The organism is Escherichia sp. 93.1518 (genome assembly GCF_013368915.2).
GTDB lineage: Bacteria > Pseudomonadota > Gammaproteobacteria > Enterobacterales > Enterobacteriaceae > Escherichia > Escherichia ruysiae.
Genome location: NZ_JABWMT020000001.1, coordinates 205,664 through 232,229, shown reverse-complemented (window position 1 = coordinate 232,229; position 26,566 = coordinate 205,664). Strand labels below are relative to the sequence as shown.

The 26,566-nt window shown below is 51.6% G+C and carries 26 protein-coding genes; 15 read left to right on the top strand and 11 right to left on the bottom strand.

Features of this window, described 5'->3' with window-relative positions; genetic code table 11:
* The first annotated feature begins 2 nt into the window (after positions 1 to 2).
* The 4 genes from rsxE to gstA all read left to right on the top strand — a co-directional run bounded on the left by rsxE (position 3) and on the right by gstA (position 4,156).
* Positions 3 to 698, top strand: coding sequence for an electron transport complex subunit RsxE (gene rsxE, locus HEN21_RS01195; RefSeq protein WP_001289641.1), 696 nt, complete (start codon positions 3 to 5; stop codon positions 696 to 698).
* A complete protein-coding gene (gene nth / locus HEN21_RS01190; protein WP_001030339.1) occupies positions 698 to 1,333 on the top strand; it encodes an endonuclease III in 636 nt (211 codons plus the stop codon). Before rsxE ends, nth begins: the two co-directional genes overlap by 1 nt.
* Positions 1,334 to 1,942: 609 nt before the next feature.
* Complete coding sequence (gene dtpA / locus HEN21_RS01185; RefSeq protein ID WP_000100947.1) at positions 1,943 to 3,445, top strand: dipeptide/tripeptide permease DtpA; 1,503 nt, start codon at positions 1,943 to 1,945, stop codon at positions 3,443 to 3,445.
* Positions 3,446 to 3,550: 105 nt separating this feature from the next.
* Positions 3,551 to 4,156, top strand: a complete 606-nt coding sequence (gene gstA / locus HEN21_RS01180; RefSeq protein ID WP_000765735.1) for a glutathione transferase GstA — start codon at positions 3,551 to 3,553, stop codon at positions 4,154 to 4,156.
* 38 nt (positions 4,157 to 4,194) lie between these two features.
* Here gstA and pdxY read toward each other — a convergent pair whose 3' ends face one another.
* From pdxY to anmK, 5 genes are all read right to left on the bottom strand, one after another.
* Positions 4,195 to 5,055 carry a pyridoxal kinase PdxY gene (gene pdxY, locus HEN21_RS01175; protein WP_016158208.1) on the bottom strand — a complete coding sequence of 287 codons (861 nt, stop codon included), beginning with the start codon at positions 5,053 to 5,055 and terminating at the stop codon, positions 4,195 to 4,197.
* A 60-nt stretch (positions 5,056 to 5,115) separates the two neighbouring features.
* Positions 5,116 to 6,390: a tyrosine--tRNA ligase gene (gene tyrS, locus HEN21_RS01170; RefSeq protein WP_001516333.1), complete on the bottom strand. Its 1,275-nt coding sequence runs from the start codon at positions 6,388 to 6,390 to the stop codon at positions 5,116 to 5,118.
* A 128-nt stretch (positions 6,391 to 6,518) separates the two neighbouring features.
* On the bottom strand, positions 6,519 to 7,175 hold the full coding sequence (gene pdxH / locus HEN21_RS01165) for a pyridoxamine 5'-phosphate oxidase (RefSeq protein WP_001282324.1): 657 nt from the start codon (positions 7,173 to 7,175) through the stop codon (positions 6,519 to 6,521).
* A gap of 58 nt (positions 7,176 to 7,233) precedes the next feature.
* Positions 7,234 to 7,557, bottom strand: a complete 324-nt coding sequence (mliC, locus tag HEN21_RS01160; RefSeq protein ID WP_176252584.1) for a C-type lysozyme inhibitor — start codon at positions 7,555 to 7,557, stop codon at positions 7,234 to 7,236.
* Between the two features lie 90 nt (positions 7,558 to 7,647).
* On the bottom strand, positions 7,648 to 8,769 hold the full coding sequence (anmK, locus tag HEN21_RS01155) for an anhydro-N-acetylmuramic acid kinase (protein ID WP_176252583.1): 1,122 nt from the start codon (positions 8,767 to 8,769) through the stop codon (positions 7,648 to 7,650).
* A gap of 274 nt (positions 8,770 to 9,043) precedes the next feature.
* Between anmK and slyB the strand changes: the two genes are divergently transcribed.
* Positions 9,044 to 9,511, top strand: coding sequence for an outer membrane lipoprotein SlyB (gene slyB, locus HEN21_RS01150; RefSeq protein WP_000597203.1), 468 nt, complete (start codon positions 9,044 to 9,046; stop codon positions 9,509 to 9,511).
* A 46-nt stretch (positions 9,512 to 9,557) separates the two neighbouring features.
* Here the strand turns inward: slyB and slyA are convergent, their stop codons facing one another.
* Entirely contained in the window at positions 9,558 to 9,992 is a 435-nt protein-coding gene (gene slyA, locus HEN21_RS01145; RefSeq protein ID WP_016158207.1) for a transcriptional regulator SlyA, read from the bottom strand.
* A gap of 200 nt (positions 9,993 to 10,192) precedes the next feature.
* Between slyA and HEN21_RS01140 the strand changes: the two genes are divergently transcribed.
* The 3 genes from HEN21_RS01140 to HEN21_RS01130 are packed head-to-tail and all read left to right on the top strand — an operon-like array spanning position 10,193 to position 13,301.
* Positions 10,193 to 10,429 (top strand): DUF1656 domain-containing protein, encoded by a 237-nt coding sequence (locus HEN21_RS01140; RefSeq protein ID WP_021550723.1) that lies wholly within the window; start codon positions 10,193 to 10,195, stop codon positions 10,427 to 10,429.
* A gap of 2 nt (positions 10,430 to 10,431) precedes the next feature.
* A complete protein-coding gene (locus HEN21_RS01135; protein WP_010350818.1) occupies positions 10,432 to 11,289 on the top strand; it encodes an efflux RND transporter periplasmic adaptor subunit in 858 nt (285 codons plus the stop codon).
* Positions 11,289 to 13,301, top strand: a complete 2,013-nt coding sequence (locus tag HEN21_RS01130) for an FUSC family protein (RefSeq protein WP_176252582.1) — start codon at positions 11,289 to 11,291, stop codon at positions 13,299 to 13,301. The genes HEN21_RS01135 and HEN21_RS01130 overlap by 1 nt, the downstream gene beginning before the upstream one ends.
* On the opposite strand, the gene sodC is transcribed toward HEN21_RS01130, so the two are convergent.
* The 3 genes from sodC to HEN21_RS01115 form a co-directional block, all read right to left on the bottom strand.
* A complete protein-coding gene (gene sodC, locus HEN21_RS01125; protein WP_000819797.1) occupies positions 13,302 to 13,823 on the bottom strand; it encodes a superoxide dismutase [Cu-Zn] SodC in 522 nt (173 codons plus the stop codon).
* A 79-nt stretch (positions 13,824 to 13,902) separates the two neighbouring features.
* The gene (locus HEN21_RS01120) at positions 13,903 to 14,799 is read right to left on the bottom strand and encodes an aldo/keto reductase (protein WP_000250648.1); all 897 of its coding nucleotides are present in this window, start codon (positions 14,797 to 14,799) and stop codon (positions 13,903 to 13,905) included.
* A gap of 48 nt (positions 14,800 to 14,847) precedes the next feature.
* Complete coding sequence (locus tag HEN21_RS01115; RefSeq protein WP_000840481.1) at positions 14,848 to 15,087, bottom strand: DUF1289 domain-containing protein; 240 nt, start codon at positions 15,085 to 15,087, stop codon at positions 14,848 to 14,850.
* 102 nt (positions 15,088 to 15,189) lie between these two features.
* On the opposite strand from HEN21_RS01115, the gene HEN21_RS01110 reads away from it, so the two are divergent.
* From HEN21_RS01110 to HEN21_RS01090, 5 genes are all read left to right on the top strand, one after another.
* On the top strand, positions 15,190 to 15,789 hold the full coding sequence (locus HEN21_RS01110) for a TetR/AcrR family transcriptional regulator (protein ID WP_176252581.1): 600 nt from the start codon (positions 15,190 to 15,192) through the stop codon (positions 15,787 to 15,789).
* 37 nt (positions 15,790 to 15,826) lie between these two features.
* Positions 15,827 to 16,924: an N-ethylmaleimide reductase gene (nemA, locus tag HEN21_RS01105; RefSeq protein ID WP_176252580.1), complete on the top strand. Its 1,098-nt coding sequence runs from the start codon at positions 15,827 to 15,829 to the stop codon at positions 16,922 to 16,924.
* Positions 16,925 to 17,004: 80 nt separating this feature from the next.
* A complete protein-coding gene (gloA, locus tag HEN21_RS01100) occupies positions 17,005 to 17,412 on the top strand; it encodes a lactoylglutathione lyase (RefSeq protein WP_001237802.1) in 408 nt (135 codons plus the stop codon).
* A 102-nt stretch (positions 17,413 to 17,514) separates the two neighbouring features.
* Complete coding sequence (gene rnt / locus HEN21_RS01095; protein WP_001282285.1) at positions 17,515 to 18,162, top strand: ribonuclease T; 648 nt, start codon at positions 17,515 to 17,517, stop codon at positions 18,160 to 18,162.
* A gap of 92 nt (positions 18,163 to 18,254) precedes the next feature.
* A complete protein-coding gene (locus HEN21_RS01090) occupies positions 18,255 to 22,868 on the top strand; it encodes an ATP-dependent helicase (protein WP_176252579.1) in 4,614 nt (1,537 codons plus the stop codon).
* A gap of 49 nt (positions 22,869 to 22,917) precedes the next feature.
* Here the strand turns inward: HEN21_RS01090 and grxD are convergent, their stop codons facing one another.
* Positions 22,918 to 23,265 (bottom strand): monothiol glutaredoxin 4, encoded by a 348-nt coding sequence (grxD, locus tag HEN21_RS01085; RefSeq protein WP_000108172.1) that lies wholly within the window; start codon positions 23,263 to 23,265, stop codon positions 22,918 to 22,920.
* Between the two features lie 334 nt (positions 23,266 to 23,599).
* On the opposite strand from grxD, the gene mepH reads away from it, so the two are divergent.
* Positions 23,600 to 24,427 carry a peptidoglycan DD-endopeptidase MepH gene (gene mepH, locus HEN21_RS01080; protein WP_000101159.1) on the top strand — a complete coding sequence of 276 codons (828 nt, stop codon included), beginning with the start codon at positions 23,600 to 23,602 and terminating at the stop codon, positions 24,425 to 24,427.
* Positions 24,428 to 24,554: 127 nt separating this feature from the next.
* The gene (gene sodB, locus HEN21_RS01075; protein ID WP_000007278.1) at positions 24,555 to 25,136 is read left to right on the top strand and encodes a superoxide dismutase [Fe]; all 582 of its coding nucleotides are present in this window, start codon (positions 24,555 to 24,557) and stop codon (positions 25,134 to 25,136) included.
* Positions 25,137 to 25,373: 237 nt separating this feature from the next.
* Here the strand turns inward: sodB and HEN21_RS01070 are convergent, their stop codons facing one another.
* Positions 25,374 to 26,543, bottom strand: a complete 1,170-nt coding sequence (locus tag HEN21_RS01070) for an MFS transporter (RefSeq protein ID WP_000701067.1) — start codon at positions 26,541 to 26,543, stop codon at positions 25,374 to 25,376.
* Between the last annotated feature and the right edge of the window lie 23 nt (positions 26,544 to 26,566).

Genomic DNA, 26,566 nt, shown 5'->3' with positions numbered 1-26,566 from the left:
CCGTGAGCGAAATTAAAGACGTTATTGTTCAGGGGTTATGGAAGAACAACTCCGCACTGGTTCAGTTGCTTGGCCTCTGCCCGCTGCTGGCGGTCACGTCCACTGCCACCAACGCACTGGGTTTAGGGCTTGCGACGACGCTGGTGCTGACGCTTACCAACCTGACTATCTCGACACTGCGTCACTGGACGCCAGCTGAGATCCGTATCCCGATCTACGTGATGATCATCGCCTCGGTTGTCAGCGCCGTACAGATGCTGATCAACGCCTACGCCTTCGGCCTGTATCAGTCGTTAGGGATTTTTATTCCGCTGATTGTCACTAACTGTATCGTTGTGGGTCGTGCTGAAGCCTTCGCCGCCAAAAAAGGTCCGGCGCTTTCGGCTCTTGATGGTTTTTCGATAGGGATGGGCGCAACCTGCGCAATGTTCGTGCTGGGTTCACTGCGCGAAATCATCGGCAATGGAACGTTGTTTGACGGTGCTGATGCGCTGTTGGGTAACTGGGCAAAAGTATTGCGGGTGGAGATCTTCCACACTGATTCACCTTTCCTGCTGGCAATGTTACCACCAGGCGCATTTATTGGTCTGGGACTGATGCTGGCAGTGAAATATCTGATTGACGAAAAAATGAAAAAGCGCCGCGCTGAAGCCGTCGCCGAACGCGACTTGCCGAACGGTGAAACAGGGAATGTCTGATGAACAAAGCAAAACGCCTGGAGATCCTCACACGCCTGCGTGAGAACAATCCTCACCCCACAACCGAGCTTAATTTCAGTTCGCCTTTTGAATTGCTGATCGCCGTACTGCTTTCCGCTCAGGCCACCGATGTCAGCGTTAATAAGGCGACGGCGAAGCTCTACCCGGTGGCTAATACACCTGCAGCAATGCTCGAACTGGGCGTCGAAGGGGTGAAAACCTATATCAAAACTATTGGGCTTTATAACAGCAAAGCGGAAAATATCATAAAGACCTGCCGTATCTTACTGGAACAGCATAATGGCGAAGTGCCGGAAGATCGCGCGGCGCTTGAAGCTTTGCCAGGCGTAGGACGTAAAACAGCTAATGTGGTGTTGAATACCGCTTTCGGCTGGCCGACCATCGCTGTAGATACCCACATTTTCCGTGTCTGCAACCGCACCCAATTTGCACCAGGAAAAAATGTCGAGCAGGTCGAGGAAAAATTGCTGAAAGTGGTGCCAGCAGAATTTAAAGTCGATTGCCACCACTGGTTAATTCTTCACGGACGTTATACCTGCATCGCCCGCAAGCCCCGCTGTGGCTCCTGCATTATTGAAGATCTTTGTGAATACAAAGAGAAAGTTGACATCTGACACAAATGGGTAGCGTCGTCTACCCATCCATTACCTTTCCTTATCTTCTTCAAAAACATCTTTCTAACGTTAATGATGCCGCCTCGCTGCGGCATCATCAGGCAATCCGTTTGTGAATAACCAAAAATGCAGGTTAATTGTTTTTTTAATAGCGAAATTTTCTATCCATTCGTGATCAAGATCACACTGATGCTGAAATGTAAAAACAATGCATTTTAAAAGTTAAATTTGACAAAGCATTGATTCAATCCGTCCTGAAACCTACAAAACATTACACTGGCTATTTTTCAGATAATGGACTATCCCACTACATAAAACACCTTATAGCAGAACATATCGCCAAACTGGAATTATTACCCTATCTCAGTAGTGAAAAAATCTGCCGTTACGTTTTTTGAAAAATTTAACGCTGGATAACATTTCGCGGAGCCGATGAATTCCCCACGCCAGTTATATGTAACAGATTATTACAAAAGACTTGTCTGAAAGTGCAAGATAGTGAACATTACCTGCCGTTTCCCCTCCCACTATAACAATTGCGCGTATGTTTTTTAGACATCACGCGAGAAAGCACCCCCGTTAATATGGGATGTAAAAAAAGAGGTAAAAGTGTCCACTGCAAACCAAAAACCAACAGAAAGCGTTAGTTTGAACGCTTTCAAACAACCGAAGGCGTTCTATCTCATCTTCTCGATTGAGTTATGGGAACGTTTTGGTTATTACGGCCTACAAGGAATTATGGCTGTCTACCTGGTTAAACAACTGGGTATGTCTGAAGCGGATTCAATCACCCTTTTCTCTTCCTTTAGCGCCCTGGTTTATGGTCTGGTCGCTATCGGCGGCTGGTTAGGTGACAAGGTACTGGGTACTAAACGCGTTATTATGCTTGGTGCTATTGTACTGGCCATTGGTTATGCGCTGGTTGCATGGTCTGGTCACGACGCCGGTATCGTCTATATGGGTATGGCGGCCATTGCCGTAGGTAACGGCCTGTTTAAAGCCAACCCGTCTTCGCTGCTCTCTACTTGCTATGAGAAAAACGACCCGCGTCTGGACGGTGCATTTACCATGTACTACATGTCCGTCAACATCGGTTCTTTCTTCTCTATGATTGCAACCCCATGGCTGGCTGCCAAATATGGCTGGAGCGTCGCGTTCGCCCTTAGCGTAGTAGGTCTGTTAATCACTATCGTTAACTTCGCCTTCTGCCAACGCTGGGTTAAGCAGTACGGCTCAAAACCTGACTTTGAACCAGTCAACTACCGTAACCTGCTGCTGACCATTATTGGTGTTGTGGCCCTGATCGCAGTTGCAACCTGGCTGCTGCACAACCAGGAAGTTGCACGTATGGCGCTGGGCGTTGTTGCTCTGGGTATCGTGGTTATCTTCGGTAAAGAAGCGTTTGCCATGAAAGGTGCTGCGCGTCGTAAAATGATCGTTGCCTTCATCCTGATGCTTGAAGCAATCATCTTCTTCGTGCTGTACAGCCAGATGCCGACGTCTCTGAACTTCTTTGCGATTCGTAACGTTGAACACACTATTCTGGGTCTGGCCGTTGAGCCAGAGCAGTATCAGGCGCTGAACCCGTTCTGGATCATCATTGGTAGCCCGATTCTGGCCGCTATCTATAACAAGATGGGCGATACCCTGCCGATGCCGACCAAGTTTGCAATCGGTATGGTGATGTGCTCTGGTGCGTTCCTGATCCTGCCGCTGGGTGCGAAATTCGCGTCTGACGCAGGTATCGTTTCTGTAAGCTGGCTGGTAGCTAGCTACGGCCTGCAGAGTATCGGTGAACTGATGATCTCTGGTCTGGGTCTGGCGATGGTTGCACAGCTCGTTCCGCAGCGTCTGATGGGGTTCATTATGGGTAGCTGGTTCCTGACCACTGCCGGTGCAAACCTGATTGGTGGTTATGTTGCGGGTATGATGGCTGTTCCGGATAACGTAACCGATCCGCTGATGTCGCTGGAAGTGTATGGTCGCGTGTTCTTGCAGATTGGGGTCGCCACTGCCGTTATTGCTGTGCTGATGCTGCTGACCGCGCCGAAACTGCATCGCATGACCCAGGACGATGCTGCAGACAAAGCGGCAAAAGCTGCCGTAGCGTAAATTTCAGGGAAACTCTTTTACAAGCCGCTAACTTTTCGTTAACGGCTTTTTTTTTGTTCAGCAACGCACTACCATACTTTAAACCACAGCCAAAAGGAGTTACCGATGAAACTGTTCTACAAACCGGGTGCCTGCTCTCTTGCTTCCCATATCACCCTGCGTGAGAGCGGAAAGGACTTTACGCTCGTCAGTGTGGATTTGATGAAAAAACGTCTCGAGAACGGTGATGATTACTTTGCCATTAACCCTAAGGGACAGGTTCCTGCGTTGCTGCTGGACGATGGTACTTTGCTGACGGAAGGCGTAGCAATTATGCAGTATCTTGCCGACAGTGTTCCCGACCGCCAGTTGCTGGCATCGGTAAACAGTATTTCTCGCTATAAAACCATCGAATGGCTGAACTATATCGCCACCGAATTGCATAAAGGGTTCACACCACTGTTCCGCCCGGATACCCCGGAAGAGTATAAACAGGCTGCCCGTGCACAACTGGAGAAAAAGCTACAGTATGTTAACGACGCGCTGAAAGATGAACACTGGATCTGCGGGCAACGTTTCACCATCGCTGATGCCTATCTGTTTACGGTTCTGCGCTGGGCATATGCGGTGAAACTGAATCTGGAGGGTTTAGAGCACATTGCAGCCTTTATGCAGCGTATGGCTGAAAGACCTGCGGTGAAAGCTGCGTTAACGGCGGAAGGATTGCAGTAATCGTCATCGGCCCACAGGAAGCTGTGGGCCGAGGTATTTCAGAGCTTCGTTGCGCTGAAATAGTGTTCCGGTTTGGCTATACGATCTTGCGCGGCAACCACCTGCAGCTCATATTCCTGCATTGCTTTGGTGGTCACCATAATTTCGTATACTGCGGCCGTCACGTGTTCCAGCGCCTCTTGCAGCGTTGCCCCCTGCAACAATTTCACCAGCAGTAAACCGCTCGTCACATCACCAACGCCTACCGGCTGGCGCGTACCGAAATCGACCAGCGGACGGCTGATATGCCAGGCTTCATCGGCAGTAACCAGCAGCATTTCAAAACGATCTGTGCTGTAGCCCGCACGCGCCAGGTGTTTAACCAACACGATTTGTGGCCCTTGCGTAATAAGCTCACGCGCAGCTTTAACGGCCTCTTCGACGTTATGTACTGGATGTTCACAAAGAATTTCCAGCTCGACCAGATTCGGCGCGATGATATCGCTGGCTGGCATACCGTGACGGACATGAAACTCCGCCACGCCCGGCGCAACGATACAGCCTTTTTCCGGGTGCCCCATTACTGGATCGCAAAAATATTTCGCTTGTGGATTCGCCGCTTTTACCTGACGGACAATACCGAGGATATGTTCACCCTGCTCCGCCGATCCCAGATAACCACTGAGTACGGCATCACAGGTGTGTAATTTATCAATGGCGGCAATGCCCTGAACAATTTCGGTTAAATGGCTGGGCGGCATCACACAGCCAGTCCATTTGCCGTATTGAGTGTGATTAGAAAATTGAACGGTATTCAGCGGCCAGACATTCGCGCCCAGGCGGCGCATCGGAAACTCTGCCGCACTGTTACCCGCATGACCATAAACAACGTGAGACTGGATAGCGAGAATATTTTTCATTGTGTTCCCTGTATAAAAATCAGGGGAGTGATTTCTCACTCCCCCTTTCCACTTAGTGCATTATTTCCAGCAAATCAGACAGTAATTCTTTTTGCCGCGACGCAGTAAGGTATAACGGCCAAACAGGCGATCTTCTTCTTTAAAGAAGTATTCAGGATCGGACTGTTTTTCACCGTTAATGGTGATGGCATTGGATGCGATAGTTTTACGCGCCTGACCACGGGATGGTTGCAGTTCAGAATCGACCAGCGCCTGCATCAGATCAGCGCCTTTTTCCATCTCAACCATCGGTACGCCGTCCTGCGCCAGCTGTTCAAAGTCCGCTTCGCTAAGCGCACTCAAGGAACCGCTGAACAGACATTCGGTAATACGTTTCGCGGCTTGCAAACCTTCTTCACCGTGAACCAGACGCGTCACCTGCTCCGCCAGCACATACTGGGCGCGCGGTGCTTTACCGCTGTTTTTATCTTCTTCTTCGAGGGCATTGATCTCTTCAATGCTCATGAAGGTGAAGAACTTCAGGAAGCGGTAAACGTCGGCATCAGCGGTGTTGATCCAGAACTGGTAGAACTTGTACGGACTGGTCTTCTTCGGATCCAGCCATACTGCGCCGCCTTCAGTTTTACCAAATTTGGTGCCGTCAGCCTTGGTGATCAGCGGAACGGTCAGGCCAAACACCTGATTCTGATGCAGGCGACGGGTCAGATCGATACCAGAGGTGATGTTACCCCACTGGTCAGAACCGCCAATCTGCAACGTAACACCATACTGTTTATTCAGACAGGCAAAGTCATAGCCCTGCAACAGGTTGTAAGAAAACTCGGTGAACGAAATACCCTGATCTTCACGGTTGAGACGCTGCTTAACCGCTTCTTTGTTGATCATCTGGTTAACGGAGAAGTGCTTACCGATATCGCGCAGGAAGGTCAGCACATTCATATTGCCGAACCAGTCATAGTTGTTCGCGGCGATAGCAGAATTTTCTCCACAGTCGAAATCGAGGAACGGGGCAACCTGCTTGCGGATTTTGTCCACCCACTCCTGAACAGTTTCTTCGGTGTTCAGCTTACGCTCGGCAGCTTTGAAGCTCGGGTCGCCAATCAGACCTGTCGCGCCGCCTACCAGCGCAACCGGCTTGTGGCCCGCCTGCTGGAAGCGTTTCAGGCATAACAATGGAACAAGATGCCCCAAATGCAAGCTGTCAGCGGTAGGATCGAAGCCGCAATAGAGCGCGATCGGGCCTTGCGCCAGTCGCTCTGCTAACGCTTCTTCGTCCGTCACCTGGGCCACCAGCCCCCGCTCTTGCAATTGTTTAATCAAGTTACTGCTTGCCATCAAAATCTCCATGTATATAACGACTGCACCTTTGCCGGTACACGACTTTTCGCCAGATGCGAAAGAGACATAGAATAAAGTGCCGGAATCAGGAGTGCCAGCGATTAAAGCAAGATTTTTGCATCTTTTCAGGGTGCGAGACGATCGATTTTCCACGCCTCATTTTCACGCTGGTACAAAAAGCGGTCATGCAGACGATGCTCACCGCCCTGCCAGAACTCAACCTGCTCAAGACTTACGCGGAAACCGCCCCAGAAACTCGGTAACGGGACGTCGCCCTGCTGAAACTTCTGCTTCAGCTCAAGGAATTTGCTCTCAAGGATCCCTCGCGCGGAAATACGGCTGGACTGCTTAGATACCCACGCGCCAATCTGGCTATCGCGCGGACGACTATGAAAATATTTCATCACTTCGAGAGTCGAAAGACGCTCCGCTTTACCGGTCACCATCACCTGGCGTTCAAGAGTATGCCACGGGAAAAGCAGGCTAACGCGCGGGTTATTTTCGATTTGATGCGCTTTGCGACTGCCGAGATTGGTGTAAAACACCATCCCTTTTTCGTCGTAATGTTTGAGTAACACGATGCGCTGATAAGGCTGACCATGTTCATCAACGGTTGCGACGACCATCGCAGTGGGGTCAACCAGTTTGGCTTCACAGGCCTGGGAGAGCCAGCGTTCAAAAAGGGTTAAAGGATCGGCGGGAAGATCGCGGCGGCGTAAACCGCCTTTGGTGTATTCACGGCGCAGATGCGCGATTTGCTGCAATTCGTCGTTATCAGACATGGTTTTCTTTACGGATTGTCAGTGGGTGACGCTATTGTGCGCCGCCCCTGGAAAAATCTCAACGCTGCGGATTTTGTAACTGACAGTTATTCAAGACGATGCGGTCACACTTATAGACCGTTGCCTCATCACCTTTTGACCAGAAAACATAAATGCCATCGGTATAACGTGCGCCAGAGGCTGAAATGCCCTGTTTAAGGTGAATTAATTGATTGTCGTAGACAAAACTGACTTCCTGACGCGGATTATTCAGTTTTACCGTCAACGGTTTTTCATCACACTGGTATTCCAGCGTATCAGTTTGCATACGTTCAACCAGTTGATTAAACGCGCCACAGCCAGTGAGAAGCACCGGCAAACAGATCAGTAACAGTTTTTTCATAAACACATCCCGAAGACTTTCCTGGTCCGGAGAGCAAAACGCTCTCCTCAACTTCCAAGTGTAACGGCAGACGCAGTAGGAAAAATTCAGTTAACTCTGATATCGCGGGTTTGCAGGGAAAATTGCGCCCAGCACCGTCGCCTTGCTTGCGCCGGTGACCGAAGGCAGGTTGCCTGGCAGCCCCGCCAGCGTCCGCCAGGCAAGCCACGCGAAGGCCAATGCTTCCATGTCATCACCACTAATGCCAACGGCGTCAGTGGTGGTCACTTCGGTTCCTGGCAGCAAAGCAGCAAGTCGCGTCATCACCAATGGATTACGGCTTCCGCCACCACAGACCATCAAACGATCGCAGCCGCCACTCAATAATACCTGTTCAGAAATGGTCACGGCGGTAAGTTCCGCCAGCGTTGCCTGGACATCGCGCGCATCAACACCCGGGAATTGACGCAGATGGCGCTCCAGCCAGCCATAGTTAAAGTATTCGCGCCCGGTGCTTTTTGGCGCGGATTGGGAAAAATACGCATCACTAAGCATATTCTGCAACAGCGGCAAAATGACTTTACCCGCCCGCGCCCACTCAGCATCTTTATCGTAAGGTTTACCGGCCTGACGCCAGATCCACGCATCCATCAACATGTTACCCGGCCCGGTATCGTACCCCCCCACCGGCTGCCCTGGAATCAACAACGACAAATTGGCGATACCACCAATGTTGAGAACCATTCGCCGCTCCGTCGGATGAGCCAATAATGCGTGATGAAACGCTGGCACCAGCGGTGCCCCCTGCCCACCTAAGGCAATATCGCGACGGCGAAAATCACCAACGACAGTAATTCCAGTGCGCGCCACAATTTGATTGTTATCACCAATCTGTAGAGTATGCGGTGCAACGCCAGTAGGTTCGTGCCAGACAGTCTGTCCGTGACACCCGATGGCGACGATATCTTTTGGCTGCAAATTTTCTTGCTTGAGCAGTGCGTTAACGGCATCGGCAAACAAGCGACCAAGTTGAGTATCCAGTTGACCGAACTGAGAAAGCGTAAGCTGCTGCCCCTGACAAATATCCAGTACTGCTTGTTTAAGTGATGGGGGAATCGGCCAGCTCAAACTTGCCAACTGCGCCACCCTGTGTTCATCGATAGTCGCCAGTACAACATCGACACCATCCAGACTAGTGCCTGACATTACGCCAATAAAGCGGCCTGATTTCATAGTTCATCCTTTTTCAACCTGTCGTTTGCGCTCCACTCAAACACAAACCTCTCACGAATTCCATGCATGAGCGCCGATTTTTACCATTACCAGGAAAACATTATATTCATATCAATAATTACTATGAATGTTTTGTTTATACTTGGTTAACCGTATTCTAATTATGATTCCATCATGTTTTAGTGGAACATGTAATCATAGTTATACCAATGCCATTTACTTTGGCCATGAGGGATGCTTGTGAGGCGTTTCATGGTAATCAGGAGATTTTTCAATGATTAAGCGCGTACTGGTTGTATCAATGGTAGGTCTGTCTCTTGTCGGTTGTGTTAATAACGATACCCTTTCTGGCGATGTCTATACCGCCTCTGAAGCGAAGCAAGTGCAGAATGTCAGCTATGGCACAATCGTTAATGTACGACAGGTACAAATTCAGGGCGGTGATGATTCCAACGTTATCGGCGCAATTGGCGGTGCGGTTCTCGGTGGCTTCCTTGGGAATACCGTTGGTGGCGGAACAGGGCGTTCTCTGGCAACTGCGGCAGGCGCTATCGCAGGTGGCGTAGCTGGTCAGGGCGTGCAGAGCGCAATGAACAAAACTCAGGGTGTGGAGTTGGAAATTCGTAAAGATGATGGCAACACCATTATGGTGGTACAGAAACAGGGCAATACCCACTTCTCTCCGGGACAACGTGTTATTCTGGCCAGCAACGGTAGCCAGGTGACGGTTTCCCCGCGCTAAACAAGTTGACGTGTGGTCAGGTCACTGACCACACGCCCCTTTCATTTCACCCTTTGGCCTGTAACTCAGTGATATTATGCTCAAGTTTTGCAATGAGTTTAATCAACTGTTCTACTTCCTCTGCGGAAATTCCATGCAATATTTCCGCCCGGGTTTTGTTAATAACCGCTTCCATTTCGCTAATCAGCGGCTCCGCTTTTTCCGTCAGTTTAATACGTTTAGCCCGACGATCGCTGGCGCAAGTTTGACGCGAAATTAACCCTTTTTCTTCCAGTTGGTCCAGCGTACGAACCAGTGAAGGCTGCTCAATGCCGATCGCTTTTGCCAGTTGAATTTGCGACTGGTCTGGAGGTAACTGATGAATATTGTGCAACGTTACCCAATGGGTTTGCGTTAACTCCAGCGGTTTCAGGCGATGGTCTATCAGAGCACGCCATATGCGCACCAACCGTGCCAGATCAGAACCTAGTGGCGATTCCAATTTCATCTCCTTATAATTAGCTTGCTAAGATATTATACAGCTTTTAGAATAGTGTGCAGCAATTGTATTGCTAAAACAAATGTATTGCTGCATTTGCTTACCGTCAGACATGCTTTTCAGAAATTGCGCGTAACTTTTTCGCACTTAAAGAATATTTATTAATCTAACGCAATATATTCGGTCGTAAAGGAATCTATTTTGTGAAGTTTATGCTCAATACAACGGGATTGCCCTTACAAGATCTGGTGTTCGGTGCGTCCGTCTATTTTCCTCCGTTTTTCAAAGCGTTCTCGCTTGGATTTGTCCTCTGGCTTGTCATACACCGCCTGCTTCGCGGCTGGATCTACGCCGGTGACATCTGGCATCCCTTGTTAATGGATTTATCGCTGTTTGCGATTTGCGTTTGCCTTGCTCTGGCAATACTGATTGCGTGGTAACTATGTCAATTAAAACAATTAAGTATTTCTCAACAATTATTGTAGCGGTTGTTGCGATTCTTGCCGGATGGTGGCTATGGAACTATTACATGCAGTCACCGTGGACACGCGATGGAAAAATACGTGCAGAACAGGTTTCTATCACGCCACAGGTGTCTGGACGTATTGTTGCGATGAATATAAAAGACAACCAGTTGGTTAATGCTGGTGATATTTTGCTCACCATCGATAAAACGCCCTTTCAGATAGCCGAACTGAACGCCCAGGCACAGTTAACGAAAGCGCAATCTGACCTCGCCAAAGCCAATAACGAAGCTAACCGTCGCCGTCACCTCTCACAAAACTTTATCTCTGCCGAAGAGCTGGATACCGCTAACCTCAATGTTAAAGCGATGCAGGCCAGTGTTGATGCCGCACAGGCGACGCTTAAACAGGCACAATGGCAACTGGCGCAAACGGAAATTCGCGCTCCGGTGAGTGGATGGGTAACTAATCTCACTACCCGCATCGGCGACTACGCCGACACCGGAAAACCCCTGTTTGCCCTGGTGGATAGCCATTCGTTTTACGTCATTGGTTATTTTGAAGAAACCAAATTGCGCCATATCCACGACGGTGCACCAGCACAAATTACGCTCTATAGCGACAACAAAACGTTACAGGGTCACGTTTCCAGTATCGGTCGGGCGATTTATGATCAGAGCGTTGAAAGTGATTCCAGCCTGATTCCTGATGTGAAACCTAACGTCCCCTGGGTACGTCTCGCCCAACGCGTTCCCGTCCGCTTTGCTCTGGATAAAGTCCCCAGCGATGTCACGCTGGTGTCGGGCACCACCTGTAGCATCGCCGTAGGTCAATAATGAGCGCATCGCCATGGTTCTTGCGCAATTTGCCCTGGTTCAGGGCCACGCTGGCGCAATGGCGTTATGCGTTACGCAATACCATTGCCATGTGCCTGGCGCTGACGGTTGCCTATTATTTAAATCTCGATGAACCCTACTGGGCGATGACCTCGGCTGCGGTGGTAAGCTTCCCCACCGTTGGTGGTGTCATCAGCAAAAGCCTCGGACGCATCGCTGGCAGTTTGCTGGGAGCCATTGCGGCACTGATTCTTGCCGGGCATACGCTTAACGAGCCGTGGTTTTTTCTATTGAGCATGTCGGCGTGGCTTGGTTTTTGTACCTGGGCTTGCGCGCACTTCACGAATAACGTGGCGTATGCCTTCCAACTGGCGGGCTACACTGCGGCCATTATCGCCTTTCCGATGGTCAATATCACGGAAGCAAGCCAGTTATGGGATATCGCTCAGGCGCGCGTTTGCGAAGTCATCGTCGGTATTCTTTGCGGCGGCATGATGATGATGATCCTGCCGAGTAGTTCCGACGCCACCGCGCTTTTAACCGCGTTAAAAAACATGCATGCCCGTTTACTGGAACATGCCAGCTCGCTCTGGCAGCCTGAAACAACCGATGCCATTCGCACAGCACACGAAGGAATTATTGGTCAAATATTAACCATGAATTTGCTGCGCATTCAGGCGTTCTGGAGTCACTATCGTTTCCGCCAGCAAAATGCACGCCTGAATGCGCTACTCCACCAGCAATTACGCATGACCAGCGTCATCTCCAGCCTGCGACGTATGTTGCTCAACTGGTCATCAACGCCCGCCGCCACTCGTGAAATTCTCGAACAGTTGCTGACGGCGCTTGCCAGTTCGCAAACTGATTTTTACACCGTCGCACGTATCATTGCCCCACTGCGCCCAACCAACGCCGCCGACTATCGGCACGTCGCCTTCTGGCAGCGACTACGCTATTTTTGCCGCCTTTATCTGCAAAGTAGTCAGGAACTACATCGTCTGGAAAGCGGTACAGATGATCGAGCCAGACTCCCACGAACAGCCGGCCTGGCACGTCATACCGATAACGCCGAAGCAATGTGGAGTGGACTGCGCACATTTTGTACGTTGATGATAATTGGCGCATGGAGTATTGCCTCGCAATGGGATGCCGGTGCCAATGCATTAACACTGGCAGCAATTAGCTGCGTACTCTACTCCGCCGTCGCGGCACCGTTTAAGTCACTGTCGCTACTTATGCGCACGCTGGTATTACTTTCGCTATTTAGCTTTGTGGTTAAGTTTGGTCTGATGGTTCAGATTAGCGATCTGTGGCAATTTTTGCTGTTTCTCTTCCCGCTACTGGCAACGATGCAACTTCTCAAATTACAGATGCCCAAATTTGCCGCGCTGTGGGGACAACTGATTGTATTTATGGGTTCGTTCATCGCTGTCACTAATCCACCGGTGTATGATTTTGCTGACTTTCTTAACGATAATCTGGCGAAAATTGTTGGCGTGGCGTTGGCGTGGTTAGCGTTCGCCATTCTGCGTCCAGGATCGGATGCCCGTAAAAGCCGTCGTCATATTCGCGCACTGCGCCGGGATTTTGTCGACCAACTAAGCCGCCATCCAATCCTGAGTGAAAGCGAATTTGAATCGCTTACTTATCACCACGTTAGTCAGTTGAGCAACAGCCAGGATGCACTGGCTCGCCGTTGGTTATTACGGTGGGGCGTGGTGCTGCTGAACTGTTCACATGTTGTCTGGCAATTGCGGGACTGGGAGTCGCGTTCCGATCCGTTATCGCGAGTGCGGGATAACTGTATTTTGCTGTTGCGGGGAGTAATGAGTGAGCGTGGCGTTCAGCAAAAATCACTGGCGGCCACACTAGAAGAATTACAGCGGATATGCGATAGCCTTGCCCACCATCATCAACCCGCTGCCCGTGAGCTGGCGGCGATTGTCTGGCGTCTGTACTGTTCGCTTTCGCAACTTGAGCAAGCGCCGCCACAAGGTACGCTGACCTCTTAATTACTTAATAACACCACAGGCATAGCGTTCACCGCCACCGCCCAGCGGTTTTGGTTGATCGGACATATTATCGCCGCCAACGTGGATCATCAGCGCCTTGTCTTTGATTTCATCAAGTGATTTCAGACGAGGCGCAATGACGGCATCGGTTGCTTTGCCGTCATTGTTAACCACTAATGCAGGCAGATCGCCTAAGTGTCCTGCACCTTCTGGCCCTTCATGCTTACCAGTATTTTGTGGATCAAGATGTCCGCCTGCGGATTCTGCGGCGCTGGCTTTACCATCTTTCGTTGCTGGCTGGCAGCTTCCTTTGGCATGAATATGGAAGCCATGCTCACCGGGTGGTAATGCTTTCAGATCGGGCGAAAACTCCAGACCTTTATCGGTTTCAGTAATCGTTACACTACCGATTGACTGCCCAACCCCTTGCGACGTGACGAGGTTCATCTCGACTTTTTCACTGGCAGCTTGTGCGCCGGTTGCAACAACCAGCGCCAGAATGGCCAGACTAAAACGTTTCATAGGACCTCCGTTCAATGTGCATACCCGTTAAGTGTAAACCAGTGACACATATTTGAACGGCGGCTATTCCTAAAAGTGTTTACGGTACGTCGTAACCCAGTGCCGCTTTACGGATACGGAACCATTGTTGGCGGGTCATTTTCAATGCTTCCGCTTCGACAGCAGCCCGCACACGCTCAATTTTACCGGAGCCGATAATCGGCAGCGGCTGCGATGGCAGACGCAATATCCAGGCATAAACCACCTGCTCGATAGAGCCCGCGTTTAATTCTTCCGCCACCACAGCAAGTTCATCACGTAGCGGCCTGAAATAATCATCATTAAACAGACGACCACCGCCAAGACAAGACCAGGCCATCGGGCGAATACGCAGTTGTTGCAGTTGATCAAGCGTGCCATCCAGCAATAACGGCTGATGCACCGGGGATATTTCCACCTGATTAGTGGCAAGGGTAAACGGCAGACGCGATTGCAACAGCGCAAATTGCGCAGGCGTGAAGTTGGATACGCCAAAATGGCGTACTTTTCCGCTCTGATGCAGATGTTTAAACGCATCTGCCACTTCATCGGCATCCATGAGCGGGTCGGGGCGATGGATCAGCAGCAGATCCAGATGATCGGTCGCAAGATTAATCAGCGACTGTTCGGCGCTCTTAATGATGTGATCGCGGTCAGTGATGTAATGACCAATGACGTTTTCTTCACGCGCGGTCGTCGCGATACCGCATTTGCTGACAATTTCCATTCGTTCACGCAAATGAGGTGCCAGTTTCAACGCCTCGCCAAACGCCGCTTCGCACTGATAACCGCCATAAATATCAGCGTGGTCCACGGTAGTCACGCCGAGATCCAGATGCTCTTCAATAAAACTGACTAACTGACGAGCGGACATATTCCAGTCCATCAGTCGCCAGTAGCCCATCACGAAACGTGAAAACTCCGGGCCTTGCGGCGCAATAGTAATACGCTGAACCATAATCGCTTCCTCTTATCAGATATGAGAGGAGTATACGCAAGATTATGCTCAAAAGAGTGATGGTTGCTCCGGTTCGTCTGATGACGCTGGCTTATTTGCACGTAATTTACGCATAAGTCGTTGCCGACAAAGGCGCAGCACCTCTTGTTTTTCGCCATCACTCATTTTATTCCAGTTAAAACGCTCATCCCGGCTACGAAAACAGCCGCGACAAAATCCGCGTTCATCAGACTGGCAAATTCCCCGGCACGGGCTCTGGACGGGAAAGAACTCTAATTGCTCCGCCATTTCGCCCTCCTGAGATGAGATTATTACCACTATTGAAGCTGTTAATGCCCAAAGTAGCAACTTTGCTTGCACTAGACCGACTGGTCTACTACACTCGAACGCATGAACAAACACACCGAACATGATACTCGCGAACACCTCCTGGCTACGGGTGAGCAACTTTGCCTGCAACGTGGATTCACCGGGATGGGGCTAAGCGAATTACTAAAAACCGCTGAAGTGCCGAAAGGGTCGTTCTATCACTACTTTCGCTCTAAAGAAGCGTTTGGCGTTGCCATGCTTGAGCGTCATTACGCGGCATATCACCTGCGACTGACGGAGTTACTGCATTCCGGTGAAGGTAACTACCGCGACCGCATTCTGGCTTATTACCAGCAGACGCTTAATCAGTTTTGCCAGCATGGAACCATCAGCGGATGCCTGACAGTAAAGCTCTCTGCCGAAGTGTGTGACCTGTCAGAAGATATGCGTAACGCAATGGATAAAGGTGCACGCCAGGTAATCGTCCTGCTCGCCCAGGCACTGGAAAATGGCCGTGCCAGCCACTGTTTAACCTTTTGTGGCGAACCGCTGCAACAGGCGCAAGTACTTTACGCGCTGTGGCTGGGCGCAAATCTGCAGGCCAAAATTTCGCGCAGTTCCGGGCCACTGGAAAACGCGCTGACACATGTAAAAACCATTATTGTGACGCCTGCCGTTTAGCAGGCATTTTTTCATCATCAGACGACCGGGAGCCTTTATGTCATCTGAAAAACTGTATTCTCCACTAAAAGTGGGCGCGATCACGGTGGCAAACCGTATTTTTATGGCCCCTCTGACGCGTCTGCGCAGCATTGAACCGGGTGATATCCCTACTCCGTTGATGGCGGAATACTATCGCCAACGTGCCAGTGCCGGTTTGATTATTAGCGAAGCCACTCAAGTTTCCGCTCAGGCAAAAGGGTATGCGGGCGCACCTGGCATTCATAGCCCAGAGCAAATCGCAGCATGGAAAAAAATCACCGCTGGTGTTCATGCTAAAAATGGTCATATCGCCGTACAGCTTTGGCATACGGGGCGCATTTCTCACGCCAGCCTGCAACCTGGCGGCCAGGCTCCGGTAGCACCTTCGGCACTTAGTGCGGGAACCCGTACTTCTCTGCGCGATGAAAATGGTCAGGCGATCCGCGTCGAGACATCTATGCCGCGTGCACTGGAACTGGAAGAGATTCCGGGTATCGTCAATGATTTCCGCCAGGCCATCGCTAACGCCCGTGAAGCCGGTTTTGATCTGGTGGAGCTTCACTCCGCTCACGGGTATTTACTGCATCAGTTCCTGTCGCCTTCTTCAAACCATCGTACCGATCAGTACGGCGGTAGCGTGGAAAATCGCGCACGCCTGGTACTGGAAGTCGTTGATGCCGGAATAAAAGAATGGGGTGCCGATCGCATTGGCATTCGCGTTTCGCCAATCGGTACTTTCCAGAATACCGATAACGGCCCGAATGAAGAAGCCGATGCGCTGTATCTGATTGAACAACTGGGCAAACGCGGCATTGCTTATCTGCATATGTCAGAACCAGACTGGGCAGGCGGCAAACCATATACCGAGGCTTTCCGCGAAAAAGTACGCGCCCGTTTCCACGGTCCAATTATCGGGGCTGGTGCATATACGGTAGAAAAAGCAGAAACGCTGATCGGCAAAGGGTTAATTGATGCGGTGGCATTTGGTCGTGACTGGATTGCAAACCCGGATCTGGTCGCCCGCTTGCAGCGCAAAGCTGAGCTTAACCCACAGCGTGCCGAAAGTTTCTACGGTGGCGGCGCGGAAGGCTATACCGATTACCCTACGCTGTAATCCAACATTGCGAGCGGCGCAAAGCCGCCGCTATACTAAAACAACATTTTGAATCTGTTAGCCATTTTGAGGATATAAAAATGCGTCTTCTTCACACCATGCTGCGCGTTGGCGATCTGCAACGCTCCATCGATTTTTATACCAACGTGCTGGGCATGAAACTGCTGCGTACCAGCGAAAACCCGGAATACAAATACTCACTGGCGTTTGTTGGCTACGGCCCGGAAACCGAAGAAGCGGTGATTGAACTGACCTACAACTGGGGCGTGGATAAATACGAACTCGGCACCGCTTATGGTCATATCGCCCTTAGCGTTGATAACGCCGCTGAAGCGTGCGAAAAAATCCGTCAGAACGGCGGTAACGTGACCCGTGAAGCCGGCCCGGTAAAAGGCGGCACTACGGTTATCGCATTTGTGGAAGATCCGGACGGTTATAAAATTGAATTGATCGAAGAGAAAGACGCCGGTCGCGGTCTGGGCAACTAATCTCCTGCCGGGCGTGCACTCATCACGCCCGCATCTTTACTGCATCAGCGGGTAATATTTGTCATAATGCGCGCTGCAATTTTTCCGTATTAAGAGAATCAGATGTCCGATAACGCTCAACTTACCGGTCTGTGCGACCGTTTTCGTGGTTTTTATCCTGTTGTGATCGATGTTGAAACAGCCGGATTTAACGCCAAAACCGATGCGCTGCTTGAGATTGCCGCCATCACCCTGAAAATGGATGAACAAGGCTGGCTGATGCCGGACACCACATTACATTTCCACGTCGAGCCGTTTGTCGGCGCTAATTTGCAACCAGAAGCCCTCGCCTTCAACGGCATTGACCCGAACGATCCCGATCGTGGCGCGGTCAGTGAATACGAGGCGCTGCATGAGATTTTCAAAGTTGTACGTAAAGGCATTAAAGCGAGCGGCTGTAACCGCGCCATTATGGTGGCGCACAACGCCAATTTTGATCATAGCTTTATGATGGCCGCCGCAGAACGCGCCTCGCTGAAACGTAACCCGTTCCACCCTTTCGCCACTTTTGACACTGCTGCACTGGCCGGGCTGGCGCTCGGACAAACCGTATTATCAAAAGCCTGCCAGACCGCTGGCATGGAGTTTGATAGCACTCAGGCTCATTCCGCGCTGTACGATACCGAGCGCACCGCCGTGCTGTTTTGTGAAATCGTCAACCGCTGGAAACGTCTGGGAGGCTGGCCGCTGCCTGCCGCCGAAGAGGTGTAATCGAGTCGATGCCTGATGACATGCAATGATTCAGGCATCTATAGTGAGGCTATTCCACGCATCATGCATGATATTCACGGGGAATAGCGTTAATGGCAGATAATCCAAACCTTTCATCGCCCCTGCCGGACGTGTTTTCACCAGCGACCCGCGACTGGTTTCTTCGCGCCTTTAAACAGCCGACCGCTGTCCAGTCGCAAACCTGGCATGTGGCGGCGCGAGGCAAACATGCGCTGGTGATTGCACCGACTGGCTCCGGGAAAACGCTGGCAGCATTTCTCTACGCCCTCGATCGGCTCTTCCGCGAAGGCGGATACAACGCCAGCGAGGCGCATAAGCGTAAAACCTCGCGCATCCTCTATATTTCACCGATTAAAGCCTTAGGCACCGACGTTCAGCGCAATTTACAGATCCCGTTACAGGGCATTGCGGATGAGCGGCGGCGGCGTGGCGAAACGGAAGTCAACATTCGTGTGGGTATCCGCACTGGCGATACGCCCGCACAGGAACGCAGCAAACTGACCCGTAATCCGCCGGATATTCTGATCACCACGCCCGAATCACTCTATCTGATGCTGACCTCCCGCGCGCGCGAAACACTACGCGGCGTCGAAACGGTAATTATTGATGAAGTTCACGCGGTAGCGGGCAGTAAACGTGGTGCGCATCTGGCGTTAAGTCTGGAGCGGCTCGATGCGCTGCTCCACACCTCAGCACAGCGAATTGGCCTTTCTGCCACTGTGCGCTCAGCCAGCGATGTGGCAGCATTTCTTGGTGGCGATCGCCCGGTTACGGTAGTCAACCCGCCCGCAATGCGCCATCCGCAGATACGGATTGTCGTACCGGTCGCCAATATGGATGATGTCTCATCGGTCGCCAGCGGCACCGGCGAAAACAGCCATGCCGGCCGGGAAGGCTCCATCTGGCCATATATTGAAACGGGTATCCTTGATGAAGTGTTGCGCCATCGTTCGACCATTGTCTTTACTAATTCACGCGGGCTGGCGGAAAAACTGACGGCACGATTAAATGAGCTTTACGCCGCACGCATACAGCGTTCCCCTTCTCTCGCCGTTGATGTGGCCCATTTCGAGTCGACCTCCGGCGCAACCTCTAACCGTGTACAAAGTAGCGACGTTTATATTGCCCGCTCACACCACGGCTCCGTCTCTAAAGAACAACGAGCAATCACCGAACAGGCGCTGAAATCGGGTGAATTACGCTGCGTGGTCGCAACCTCCAGTCTCGAACTGGGGATTGATATGGGCGCGGTGGATCTGGTGATTCAGGTGGCGACGCCGCTCTCTGTCGCCAGCGGGTTACAACGCATTGGGCGCGCCGGACACCAGGTTGGAGGCATCTCCAAAGGGCTTTTTTTCCCCCGTACCCGGCGTGACTTAGTCGATTCCGCAGTTATTGTGGAGTGTATGTTCGCTGGCAAGCTGGAAAGCCTGACACCACCGCATAATCCACTCGACGTTCTGGCGCAGCAAACTGTTGCCGCTGCGGCGATGGACGCCTTACAGGTTGATGAGTGGTACGCCCGCGTGCGCCGTGCCGCACCGTGGAAAGATCTGCCGAGGCGCGTTTTTGACGCCACGCTGGATATGCTTTCCGGGCGCTATCCTTCTGGTGATTTTTCCACTTTTCGCCCAAAACTTATCTGGAATCGAGAAAGTGGAATATTAACTGCGCGTCCTGGCGCCCAACTTTTGGCGGTGACCAGCGGTGGCACCATTCCGGATCGTGGCATGTACAGCGTGTTATTGCCGGCAGGTGAAGAACAGGCAGGATCTCGTCGGGTAGGAGAACTGGATGAAGAGATGGTGTATGAATCGCGGGTGAATGACATTATCACCCTCGGGGCTACCTCCTGGCGGATCCAGCAAATCACCCGCGATCAGGTGATTGTGACGCCTGCGCCCGGACGCTCCGCCAGACTTCCCTTCTGGCGCGGTGAAGGTAGCGGACGTCCCGCTGAATTAGGCGAGATGATCGGCGATTTTCTCCATTTGCTGGCGGATGGCGCGTTCTTTTCCGCGAATATCCCTCCGTGGCTGGCGGAAGAAAATACGCTCGCCAATATTAAGGGGCTGATTGACGAGCAGCGAAACGCAACGGGCGTTGTCCCCGGAAGCCGTCACCTGGTTCTCGAACGCTGCCGTGATGAAATTGGCGACTGGCGTATTATTTTGCACTCTCCCTATGGGAGACGCGTGCATGAACCCTGGGCGCTGGCGATTGCCGGGCGAATACATGCGCTATGGGGCGCAGACGCCTCAGTCGTTGCCAGTGATGACGGCATTGTTGCGCGCATTCCTGACACCGATGGCAAATTGCCTGATGCTGCCATTTTCTTGTTTGAGCCGGAAAAGTTGCTGCAAATTGTCCGTGAAGCGGTGGGCAGCTCGGCGCTTTTTGCTGCCCGTTTTCGTGAATGCGCCGCGCGGGCATTGCTGATGCCTGGTCGCACGCCGGGGCATCGCACGCCACTGTGGCAACAACGACTACGGGCCAGCCAGTTGCTGGAAATCGCCCAGGGTTATCCTGATTTTCCAGTCATTCTCGAAACCCTGCGCGAATGCCTGCAAGATGTTTATGATCTTCCCGCGCTGGAACGTTTGATGCGTCGCCTGAACGGTGGCGAAATACAAATCTCCGATGTAACGACCGCTACGCCCTCGCCTTTCGCCGCCAGTTTATTGTTCGGCTATGTCGCGGAGTTTATGTACCAGAGCGACGCCCCGCTGGCAGAGCGCCGGGCGTCCGTAATGTCGCTGGACAGCGAGCTGTTGCGCAATCTACTCGGTCAGGTCGATCCGGGTGAATTACTCGACCCGCAGGTCATTCGCCAGGTGGAAGAAGAGTTACAGCGACTAGCGGCTGGCAGAAAAGCGAAAGGTGAAGAAGGTTTGTTTGACCTGCTACGCGAACTGGGGCCAATGACGTTTGAAGATCTGGTACAACGGCATACAGGCAGCGGTGAAGAGATTGAGACGTATGTGGAAAATCTTCTCGCGGAAAAACGAATCTTCCTGGCAATGATTGCAGGTCAGAAGCACCTGGCCTGCATGGATGACGCCGCCAGGCTACGGGACGCCCTCGGTGTACAGCTGCCACACTCACTACCGGAAATCTACCTGCACCGCGTAAATTCCCCGCTTCGCGATCTCTTTCTACGCTATCTGCGGACTCATGCCCTGGTCACGGCTGAACAACTTGCCCGTGATTTTGGCCTCGGTATTGCCATTGTCGAAGAGCAACTTCAGCAACTGCGCGAGCAAGGGTTGATGATGAATCTGCAACAAGACGTCTGGGTGAGTGACGAAGTTTTCCGTCGTCTGCGCTTACGCTCGCTGCAGGCTGCCAGAGAAGCGACGCGTCCAGTTCCGTCTACAGTCTATGCGCGATTGCTGCTGGAACGTCAGGGCGTGTTACCCGCCACCGATGGCAGCCCGGCGCTCTTTGCCACAACGTCTACAGGCGTTTATGAGGGTGTGGATGGCGTTATGCGGGTTATCGAACAACTTGCCGGTGTTGGTTTACCCGCCTCACTCTGGGAAAGCCAGATCCTGCCAGCCCGCGTGCGCGACTATTCGCCAGAAATGCTTGATGAACTGCTGGCAACCGGCGCAGTTATCTGGTCGGGGCAAAAAAAACTGGGGGATGATGACGGTCTGGTGGCTCTGCATTTGCAGGAATATGCCGCAGAATCGTTAACACCAGTAGAAAATGATCACGCGAAACGTTCAGCGATTCAGCAAGCAATTATCGCGGTTCTGGCTGATGGCGGTGCCTGGTTTGCGCAACAAATCGGTCAACGGGTAGGCGAGAAAATCGGTCAACCGGTAGATGCGTCGCCCCTGCAAGAAGCGTTATGGGAGCTGGTCTGGCAAGGCGTCATTACCAGCGATATTTGGGCACCGTTACGCGCCCTCACCCGCAGCAGTACCAACGCGCGCGCCTCAGCTCGCCGCAGTCACCGGGCTCGCCGTGGACGTCCTGCCTATACGTTGCCCATCTCGCCGCTGGTATCTTACAACACGCCGAAGCTGGCTGGACGCTGGTCGTTATTACAGGTGGAGCCACTGAACGATACCGAAAGGATGCTGGCGCTGGCGGAAAATATGCTCGACCGCTACGGCATCGTCAGTCGTCAGGCGGTGATAGCCGAAAATATCCCTGGCGGGTTTCCATCAATGCAAACGCTTTGTCGCAGCATGGAAGATTCGGGGCGAATTATGCGTGGTCGTTTTGTTGAAGGTCTGGGCGGCGCGCAATTTGCTGATCGCCTGACTATTGACCGATTGCGCGATCTCGCCGCCGCCAGCCAACCGCAGCAATTCACGCCAGTGGCGCTCTCTGCCAACGATCCGGCTAATGTGTGGGGAAATATCCTGCCCTGGCCTGCACATCCGGCAACGCTGGTGCCAACGCGTCGGGCAGGTGCGCTGGTGGTCATTTCCGGCGGCAAATTGTTGCTCTATCTGGCGCAAGGTGGCAAAAAAATGCTGGTCTGGCAGGAAAAAGAGGAATTACTCGCGTCAGAGGTTTTACAGGCGCTGACCACCGCGCTGCGTCGCGAACCACGGCTGCGCTTTACGCTGACAGAAGTAAATGATCAACCCGTCCGGCAAACGCCGATGTTTACGCTGCTGCGTGATGCGGGATTTTCAAGTTCACCACAAGGGCTGGATTGGGGATAGAAAAGGACTGACGGATGCTTGTTTGCATCCGTCAGTATTGCAGGACGGATTACTCCGCGTCCGGCTCTTCAGACTTGTATTTAGCGGCAGTTTCTTTGATCAGCTGCTGCAGTTCGCCACGCTGATACATTTCGATCACGATATCACAGCCGCCTACCAGTTCGCCGTCAACCCACAGTTGCGGGAAAGTCGGCCAGTTAGCGTATTTCGGCAGTTCCGCACGAATGTCCGGATTCTGCAGGATATCAACATAGGCAAAACGTTCGCCACATGCGGCAAGCGCCTGGACTGCCTGGGCAGAGAAACCGCAGCTCGGCAGTTTCGGTGAACCTTTCATGTACAGCAGGATCGGGTTTTCAGCAATCTGGCGTTGGATTTTTTCGATAGTGGTGCTCATTGTCTTGCTTCCTCAAACTTCTTTACGGCAGTAATCTGACATTGTAGCGGGTCAGTGCGGCAACGGAAAATAACATTTTCATCACGCTTTTGCTATTTTATCCCTTTGCTCTAAATGTTGCATTTCAAATATTCTTTTCTTCTCTGGCACGCAACAACGTGGTGTTTTTATAACCATTTTTAGCTTTGCCTGCTGCATTTTTTTGCGTTCGCCGACGAAACGTATTTTTTAACAATAAAAGCTATTAACTTTCTCTTCTTCTATGCATTAGAATCATCAAGTTTTGTAAATCAGACGCAGGCATGATAGACCTGCCTTAACAGAGGGACGCTCAGTGGCGCGGATAAACCGTATTTCGATCACGCTCTGTGCTTTACTTTTTACTACCCTGCCTTTTACGCCTATGGCACATGCTTCAAAGCAAGCCAGGGAGAGTTCTGCTACCACTCACATCACCAAAAAAGCAGATAAAAAGAAAAGCACGGCAACCACCAAAAAGGCCAATAAAGCCAGCCAGAAAACAGCGAAAAAAGCCGCCAGTAAAAGTACTACTAAAAATAAAACTGCTTCTTCCGTTAAAAAATCCTCCATTACTGCTTCTAAAAACGCCAAAACTCGCAGCAAACAAGCCGTCAATAAAACGGCGTCAGCCAGCTTTACGGAAAAGTGCACCAAACGTAAAGGCTATAAGTCACGTTGCGTGAAAGTCAAAAATGCCACACAGGGAACCATCGCCGACGCGCATAAAGCCAAAGTACAGAAAGCCACAAAAGTGGCTATGAATAAGCTGATGCAGCAAATTGGCAAACCATATCGCTGGGGCGGCAGCTCACCGCGTACCGGTTTTGATTGCAGCGGGCTGGTTTATTATGCGTATAAAGATCTGGTGAAGATCCGTATTCCACGTACGGCTAACGAAATGTATCACTTACGTGATGCCGCGCCGATCGATCGCAGCGAACTGAAAAACGGCGACCTGGTTTTCTTCCGCACTCAGGGGCGCGGAACCGCCGATCACGTTGGCGTGTATGTCGGCAACGGCAAATTTATTCAGTCACCACGCAGTGGTCAGGAAATTAAAATCACTTCGTTAAGTGAAGATTACTGGCAACGCCACTATGTTGGTGCTCGTCGGGTGATGACCCCAAAAACACTTCGCTAAAACTTTACCCTGTTGTTACGGCAACAGGGTAAGTTCATCTTTTGTATCACCTTTTAATTTGCTACCCTATCCATACGCACAATAAGGCTATTGTACGTATGCCAATTAATAATAAAGGAGAGTAGCAATGTCATTTGAATTACCTGCACTACCATATGCTAAAGATGCTCTGGCACCGCACATTTCTGCGGAAACTATCGAGTATCACTACGGCAAACATCATCAGACTTATGTCACTAACCTGAACAACCTGATCAAAGGTACTGCGTTTGAAGGTAAATCACTGGAAGAGATTATTCGCAGCTCTGAAGGTGGTGTATTCAATAACGCCGCTCAGGTCTGGAACCACACTTTCTACTGGAACTGCCTGGCGCCGAACGCGGGTGGCGAACCTACTGGTGAACTGGCTGAAGCTATCGCCGCTTCTTTTGGCAGCTTTGCTGATTTCAAAGCTCAGTTTACTGATGCTGCGATCAAAAACTTTGGTTCTGGCTGGACCTGGCTGGTGAAAAACAGCGATGGCAAACTGGCTATCGTTTCCACCTCTAACGCGGGTACTCCGCTGACCACCGATGCAACTCCACTGCTGACCGTTGATGTCTGGGAACACGCTTATTACATCGACTATCGCAATGCACGTCCGGGTTATCTGGAGCACTTCTGGGCGCTGGTAAACTGGGAATTCGTAGCGAAAAATCTCGCCGCATAATCACTGATGGCAAATGCAGCATTGCCTGATGCGCTACGCTTATCAGGCCTACGTGGTTCATCAATCCAGGTCGGATAAGGTGCTTGCGCCGCATCCGATAAGCGATGCCTGATGCGACGCTTAACGCGTCTTTTCATGCAAACGCGGATGAGGCGTTAACACCACATCCGGCAAGATAAATCGCACTTTGCCTGCAAACTGTAACGCAGAAGGTTAGCCTTCTGCGTTTTTGTTTTATTAGCTGTTGGCAACGCAAACTGCTTCAGGTTGTTTTCTGGCTGACATAAACACCAGCAACAATGCCAGTCCCGCGACAATCGCCCCCATCACCGGCACAAAACTGTATCCCAGACCACCGGAAATCACTGCACCACCGGCTGCGGCACCCAGCGCATTTCCAAGGTTAAAGGCACCAATATTTACTGATGAAGACAAACCCGGAGCTTCGCTGGCGACACGCATCACACGCATCTGCAACGGCGGTACGACCGCAAAGGTTGCCGCGCCCCACACCACCATGCTGATTGCCGCGCCAAACTCATTTCGTGCCAGGAACGGGATCGCCAGCATAATCACCATCAACAGCAGCAAAAAGCCTTTCAGCGTACCATTGACCGAACGATCTGCCAGTTTACCGCCGAGATAGTTACCGATAGAGAACCCAACGCCAATCAGCACCAGCATTGCCGTCACGAACACCGGCGTTGCGTGAGTGATACTTTGCAGTACCGGAGAAATATAGGTGTAGAGGGTGAACATTGCACCAGCGCCCAGCACCGTCGTCAGCAATGCAGACAGCACCTGCGGACGCATCAGTACCGCCAGCTCTTTTTTCACTTCAGGCCGCGCTCCTGCGCCACCTTTTGGTAACGAGAAGAACAGGCTCACCATTGAAATCACGCCGAGTCCCGCCGTTGCCAGAAATGACATACGCCAGCCAATAGTTTCCCCAAGCCAGGTTGCCGCCGGAACGCCACCGATATTCGCCAGGGTTAAGCCCATAAACATAGTGGCAACTGCGCTGGCCTGTTTATGTTTTGGCACCACGCTTGCTGCCACGACAGACCCCAGGCCAAAAAACGCCCCGTGATTCAGACTGGTTAAAATGCGTGAAAGCATCAGCGTCATATAATCCGGTGCGATGGCAGAAAGTACGTTACCGAGGGTGAAAATCGCCATCAGGAAAATCAGCGCACTGCGGCGGGCACGATGAGAAAGCAGAAGCGTCATCAATGGCGCGCCAACCATCACGCCAACCGCATAGGCGCTGATTAACATTCCGGCAACTGGAATCGAGACATCCACACCACGCGCAATAACGGGCAACAAGCCCATTGGCGAGAATTCCGTTGTCCCGATACCAAACGCGCCAATTGCCAGCGCCAGCAACGGATAGTTAATTTTCATGCCTAATCTCCACCTCTTCGCGT

What these genes read in the sequence shown, in the direction of transcription:
- pdxY (WP_016158208.1), bottom strand. Translation starts at nt 5,055, where the DNA reads ATGAAAAATATTCTCGCTATCCAGTCTCACGTTGTTTATGGTCATGCG.
- HEN21_RS01090 (WP_176252579.1), top strand. Translation starts at nt 18,255, where the DNA reads ATGGCAGATAATCCAAACCTTTCATCGCCCCTGCCGGACGTGTTTTCA.
- mliC (WP_176252584.1), bottom strand. Translation starts at nt 7,557, where the DNA reads ATGAAAAAACTGTTACTGATCTGTTTGCCGGTGCTTCTCACTGGCTGT.
- HEN21_RS01130 (WP_176252582.1), top strand. Translation starts at nt 11,289, where the DNA reads ATGAGCGCATCGCCATGGTTCTTGCGCAATTTGCCCTGGTTCAGGGCC.
- HEN21_RS01110 (WP_176252581.1), top strand. Translation starts at nt 15,190, where the DNA reads ATGAACAAACACACCGAACATGATACTCGCGAACACCTCCTGGCTACG.
- gstA (WP_000765735.1), top strand. Translation starts at nt 3,551, where the DNA reads ATGAAACTGTTCTACAAACCGGGTGCCTGCTCTCTTGCTTCCCATATC.
- HEN21_RS01120 (WP_000250648.1), bottom strand. Translation starts at nt 14,799, where the DNA reads ATGGTTCAGCGTATTACTATTGCGCCGCAAGGCCCGGAGTTTTCACGT.
- nth (WP_001030339.1), top strand. Translation starts at nt 698, where the DNA reads ATGAACAAAGCAAAACGCCTGGAGATCCTCACACGCCTGCGTGAGAAC.
- anmK (WP_176252583.1), bottom strand. Translation starts at nt 8,769, where the DNA reads ATGAAATCAGGCCGCTTTATTGGCGTAATGTCAGGCACTAGTCTGGAT.
- sodB (WP_000007278.1), top strand. Translation starts at nt 24,555, where the DNA reads ATGTCATTTGAATTACCTGCACTACCATATGCTAAAGATGCTCTGGCA.
- sodC (WP_000819797.1), bottom strand. Translation starts at nt 13,823, where the DNA reads ATGAAACGTTTTAGTCTGGCCATTCTGGCGCTGGTTGTTGCAACCGGC.
- HEN21_RS01115 (WP_000840481.1), bottom strand. Translation starts at nt 15,087, where the DNA reads ATGGCGGAGCAATTAGAGTTCTTTCCCGTCCAGAGCCCGTGCCGGGGA.
- rnt (WP_001282285.1), top strand. Translation starts at nt 17,515, where the DNA reads ATGTCCGATAACGCTCAACTTACCGGTCTGTGCGACCGTTTTCGTGGT.
- grxD (WP_000108172.1), bottom strand. Translation starts at nt 23,265, where the DNA reads ATGAGCACCACTATCGAAAAAATCCAACGCCAGATTGCTGAAAACCCG.
- nemA (WP_176252580.1), top strand. Translation starts at nt 15,827, where the DNA reads ATGTCATCTGAAAAACTGTATTCTCCACTAAAAGTGGGCGCGATCACG.
- gloA (WP_001237802.1), top strand. Translation starts at nt 17,005, where the DNA reads ATGCGTCTTCTTCACACCATGCTGCGCGTTGGCGATCTGCAACGCTCC.
- slyB (WP_000597203.1), top strand. Translation starts at nt 9,044, where the DNA reads ATGATTAAGCGCGTACTGGTTGTATCAATGGTAGGTCTGTCTCTTGTC.
- HEN21_RS01135 (WP_010350818.1), top strand. Translation starts at nt 10,432, where the DNA reads ATGTCAATTAAAACAATTAAGTATTTCTCAACAATTATTGTAGCGGTT.
- pdxH (WP_001282324.1), bottom strand. Translation starts at nt 7,175, where the DNA reads ATGTCTGATAACGACGAATTGCAGCAAATCGCGCATCTGCGCCGTGAA.
- HEN21_RS01070 (WP_000701067.1), bottom strand. Translation starts at nt 26,543, where the DNA reads ATGAAAATTAACTATCCGTTGCTGGCGCTGGCAATTGGCGCGTTTGGT.
- tyrS (WP_001516333.1), bottom strand. Translation starts at nt 6,390, where the DNA reads ATGGCAAGCAGTAACTTGATTAAACAATTGCAAGAGCGGGGGCTGGTG.